At 42.1% G+C, this 4,641-nt stretch carries 4 protein-coding genes; all 4 read left to right on the top strand.

Translation table 11 applies throughout. The features are described from left to right. A partial coding sequence (locus HEN33_RS26575; RefSeq protein WP_242460322.1) for an HNH/endonuclease VII fold toxin-2 domain-containing protein occupies nucleotides 1-832 on the top strand: 832 nt, incomplete at its 5' end. Between the two features lie 9 nt (nucleotides 833-841). Further along, nucleotides 842-1,882 (top strand): WD40/YVTN/BNR-like repeat-containing protein, encoded by a 1,041-nt coding sequence (locus HEN33_RS24245; protein WP_176262550.1) that lies wholly within the window; start codon nucleotides 842-844, stop codon nucleotides 1,880-1,882. 53 nt (nucleotides 1,883-1,935) lie between these two features. After that, nucleotides 1,936-3,534: a PAAR-like domain-containing protein gene (locus tag HEN33_RS26570; RefSeq protein WP_242460321.1), complete on the top strand. Its 1,599-nt coding sequence runs from the start codon at nucleotides 1,936-1,938 to the stop codon at nucleotides 3,532-3,534. Nucleotides 3,535-3,543: 9 nt separating this feature from the next. Next, complete coding sequence (locus HEN33_RS24230) at nucleotides 3,544-4,584, top strand: WD40/YVTN/BNR-like repeat-containing protein (protein ID WP_176262551.1); 1,041 nt, start codon at nucleotides 3,544-3,546, stop codon at nucleotides 4,582-4,584. Nucleotides 4,585-4,641 lie beyond the last annotated feature (57 nt).

The raw sequence follows: 4,641 nt of genomic DNA, 5'->3' as shown, positions 1-4,641 counted from the left end.
AGAAAGTATCTGGCGTCAGTCCTTGCGGGGAGCGGGCTTTCGTAATCTTTCCCTGACAGGTATTGAGCTTTACGAAAAAATTCCAGAGATGAAGAAAGAACTGGAGGAATTAAAAAACATATCCAAAAAAATGGATGAAGCGATTCATAAATTTGAGAAATACAAAGATAAAATCAAAAATTTCAAAAACCTATCTGAAAAAGAGCAGAAGTCGCTGGCTAATGAAATAATGGCAGAAACACAGGCTGCTTATGCATTTGCTAATCGGTGTTTACGTGCTAGGAAATGTATGCTGGTTCTATTTAATAAAACGGACTCGCTAAATAACTGGGAAGGAAAAGGATGCTGCCCAGGACAAACAGGGCATCATCTGTTGGCTGATACTATGTTTAGAGATCAGGAAAAATCTGCGGCAGCAAGGGAAGAATGGAACAAAGATCCTTCGCATCGCAATGAAGAAGGAAAATTAACATACAGAATGCCCCGTAATAAATACCCAACAAAAAATTGCTGGGGAAAATACAAAGAAGGTAAGGCTCCTACAATTTGTCTGGAAGGGAAAGACAATCATACAGGTACACATGGAGCAATGCATGCGACAACTGCAAAATTAATCGAAGCAGGTAATTCCGGGAAAGAAATGAGTTATGAAACTGCCAGGGATATGGTAATAGATGAAATTGCGCTAATGTATGGTTGCGATAAATCTTGCCTGAAAGCACAAATGGATAAAGCTTACGGAGACGCCTATACCTGCGGTGATTTAAACTCAGCCAAAGTGAATGCTGATGCAGGGGATGGGAATAGTAATGATAATGATGGCGATATTTAAGGAGATGAAATGATCATAAACAAAGAAATATGGGAAAAATATTTCAAAGGTTTTGATATATATGATTGCACCTATGGTTTTGAGCATGGACGCGTAGGACTTGCATTGATTGAGCTAGTCGAGGAAAATCATGATGATTATGATAACCCATTTTATATTCCCGAAAAAAGATTAATTTCTATTTCCATTAATAACCCACCAGAGAAATGCATATATGGTCGCCGAGCCAACGGTATATCCCTGGTGACGATATCTTCTGGTTGGTCGCCATCGAATAATGAATATGTGATGGTCAGTCAGGGAAGAGCAGTTGTGAGTTATAAAGAAGATGAATATAAAGGAAGAGAGAATGATTTAGATATTTCCATACCGGGAACTGTTGATATGTACTCTGCAATCAGTAAAGTACTCAGAGTAGGAACCAATATTTACGCAGTGGCCAGTGGATTCAGAATATATAAACGCATTGACCATCATATTTGGCAGGAGTGCTCACAAAGCATACCTGTTCCTGAGGGGTATACAGAGAGAAAAGCAGAAGCTATAACCAGAGGCTTTTTTGAGGATTTGGCGGGTTTTTCCGAGTCAGATATGTATGCAGTGGGTGGAACGGGAACCGTTTATCACTTTAATGGTGAGCAATGGAAACAACTCCCTTTTCCGACAAATAAACTTCTGTACACAGTTTGTTGTGCCGGTGACGGATTTGTTTATATTGCTGATTTTGACGGTGCTATATGGAAGGGTCGCAATGAACAATGGACACAAATTACGCATGGCGGAATGACCATGCCATTCCTCGACATGGGATGGTTTGATGGACGTCTCTGGTGTGCCAGTGATTATGGCATCTGGGTGCTGGAAGATGAAAAACTGGTGCTCGCCATGCATGCAAAACATAAACCTGTTCCTCCTGAAGTGGCCGTTTTAAGTAAAAGAATTGATGTTTCACCCGATGGGACAGTGATGATGGTTTGTGGCTCCAGAGGCGCTGCTATTTATGATGGTAATGCCTGGAATGTCCTCTTTGACTCAATGGCGTTTGAATAGCCTCCCGGGCCGGCAGTTAATTTAAAGGAAAGTGGGCACACGGATAGCATATTATGGAAACTAACGTTTATATCAACGGGCGGGAAGCCTGCTCCAGAGCGTCTGACGGGAAATCTGCTGGCGCATTTCCCGATCCCTGCTGGTCCCCTCCTCCTCCGCCCACAGGCCCGGTCGTTGTGCCTTATTCCAACACGGCGTATGCCCGGGATTTGCAGAACGGAACAGCTACCGTATTTATCTGTAAGTCGATGGTGGCACAGAAAGATCGCTCATACTTTTCCACCAGTGAAGGGAATGTTCCGGCAACACCGGGATTCCAGAAAGGTGTTGCTTCTCATGTCATTAAAGGAAAAGCGTATTTCAAATCCTGGTCGCCTAATGTCAAGTTTGAAGGGCTGGAGGTTCCCCGTCATGAAGACCTGATGACGCATAATCATGGCTCCACTGCAAATACCCCACCCATGTATTATAAAGACAGTGCTACTGTTGTAAAAGAATGTGCAAAGCAGCAGAAAAAAGTGGAGGAACGGTGCAAACCAGATAATGAGCATCACCGAAAGCGCAAGGGTGTTCCACAAGACAGAAATAATGATAAAAGTGGCTCCTGGGTTCTCGACCATTGCGGGCCTCTGCTTCTCAAACCAGGGCTGGAGCAGTTTGGTGACTGGTCGAAAGAATGGGAAAATATTGACAGTTTGCTGGAGAAAGCCAAACAGGAATTAGAAGAAACAGTTATCAATAAACTGGAAGAAGAAATCGCTGAATATGGGGCTAAAAAAGTTGGAAAACTTGTCGCTCGTCGTGCATTAACAGGCTGGATACCAGTGGTTGGATGGGTAATGACGGCCTATGATGTAGTCAGTACAGGTATTGAACTTTATGAAACCATTCCAGAAATGAAGAAAGAACTGGAAGAGCTAAAAGACATTTCAAAAAAAATGGATGCAGCAATTCAGAAATTTGACAAATACAAAGATAAAATCAAAAATTTCAAAAACCTTTCTGAAGAAGAACAAAAATCACTGGCTAATGAAATAATGGCGGAAACGCAGGCTGCCTACGCGCTTTCGAATCGCTGCCTGCGGGCCAGAAAATGCATGCTTGTTCCATTTAGTAGAAGAGATACAAAAAATTCATGGGAAGGAAAAGGATGTTGCCCCGGGCAAACATTACATCATTTATTGCCTGATACAATGTTTCGAGATCTCGAAAAAACGGCGATACTTAAAGAAGAATGGAAAAATGACCCCAAGAATCTTGATGAGAAAGGCAAGCTAAAAAATAAGATGCCGCGCGACAAATATGCAAAAAAGGAATGCTGGGGAGGTTATTCTGAAGGCCGAGCACCAACAATTTGTATGGAAGGAACAAGTAATCATACGGGGTCTCACGGATCGTTGCATAAAACGACAGGGGCTTTAATCAAAATGGGCAAGTTTGGGAGGGAAATGGAATATCAAAAAGCAAGAGATATGATAATAGAGCAAGTTGCGGCAATGTATGGTTGTGATAAATCCTGCCTGAGAGCACAAATGGATGCGGCTTATAAAAAAACTTATTCCTGCGGTGATTTCAGTGAAGCAAAAGTATTTGCTCGTTCTGGCGAAAATGGTGGTAGCTCGGATAGCTATGATGATAATTGTGATAACTAAGGAAATCAAATGCTTATTAGTCAAGAACGTTGGAATAAAACATTTAAAAATTTTGAAGTATATGATTGTACATATGGTTTTGAACATGGGCGCGTTGGCTTATTATTAATTGAAAAAATTGATGAACATCATATCGAATATGGCAACGACTATTACATGCCTATACACAAGCTGGTTTCAATAGTTATTGACAATCCTCCTGAAAACAGGGTATTTGGGATGTCTTTCGGTAATTTGAACTATCCCACATTATCGGCTGGATGGTCGCCTTCCCAAACTGAAATAGTTATAGTTGATATCGACTGCGAAGTCATAAGCTACAAAGCAAGAGAATACAAGGGACGAGAAAATAATCTGGACATTCCTATTTCTAAATCATCAGACATGAGAACAGCTATAATTAAGGTAGTCAGAGTAGGAACAAATGTCTATGCAATTGGGGGAGGGTTAAGAATATATAAACGCATTAATCATCAGGTTTGGCAGGACGCTTCACAAACTATTCCTGTTCCCGATGGATTCCTAGAACGGAACGCTGAGTCGATGTCCAGAAGCTTATTCCAGGATTTATCTGGTTTTTCCGAGTCAGATATGTATGCAGTGGGTGGAACAGGGACCGTTTATCACTTTAATGGTGAGCAATGGAAACAACTCCCTTTCCCGACAAATAAACTTCTGTACACAGTTTGCTGTGCCGGTGACGGATTTGTTTATATTGCTGATTTTGACGGTGCTATATGGAAGGGTCGCAATGAACAATGGACACAAATTACGCATGGCGGAATGACCATGCCATTCCTCGACATGGGATGGTTTGATGGACGTCTCTGGTGTGCCAGTGATTATGGCATCTGGGTGCTGGAAGATGAAAAACTGGTGCTCGCCATGCATGCAAAACATAAACCCGTCCCTCCTGAAGTGGCCGTTTTAAGTAAAAGAATTGATGTTTCCCCCGATGGAACAGTGATGATGGTTTGTGGCTCCAGAGGAGCTGCTATTTATGATGGTAATGCCTGGAATGTCCTCTTTGATTCAATGGCGTTTGAATAGCCTCCTGAACCGCCCCGGTTTTCCTGGAGAGTGTTTTATCTGTGAACTCAGGCTGCC

Origin of the sequence: Escherichia sp. 94.0001 (genome assembly GCF_013369155.2) — a bacterium.
GTDB lineage: Bacteria > Pseudomonadota > Gammaproteobacteria > Enterobacterales > Enterobacteriaceae > Escherichia > Escherichia coli_F.
This window is presented reverse-complemented; position numbering and strand designations above follow the sequence as displayed.

Coding starts and splice junctions, on each gene's coding strand:
- HEN33_RS26570 (WP_242460321.1), top strand. CDS start 1,936: ATGGAAACTAACGTTTATATCAACGGGCGGGAAGCCTGCTCCAGAGCG.
- HEN33_RS24230 (WP_176262551.1), top strand. CDS start 3,544: ATGCTTATTAGTCAAGAACGTTGGAATAAAACATTTAAAAATTTTGAA.
- HEN33_RS24245 (WP_176262550.1), top strand. CDS start 842: ATGATCATAAACAAAGAAATATGGGAAAAATATTTCAAAGGTTTTGAT.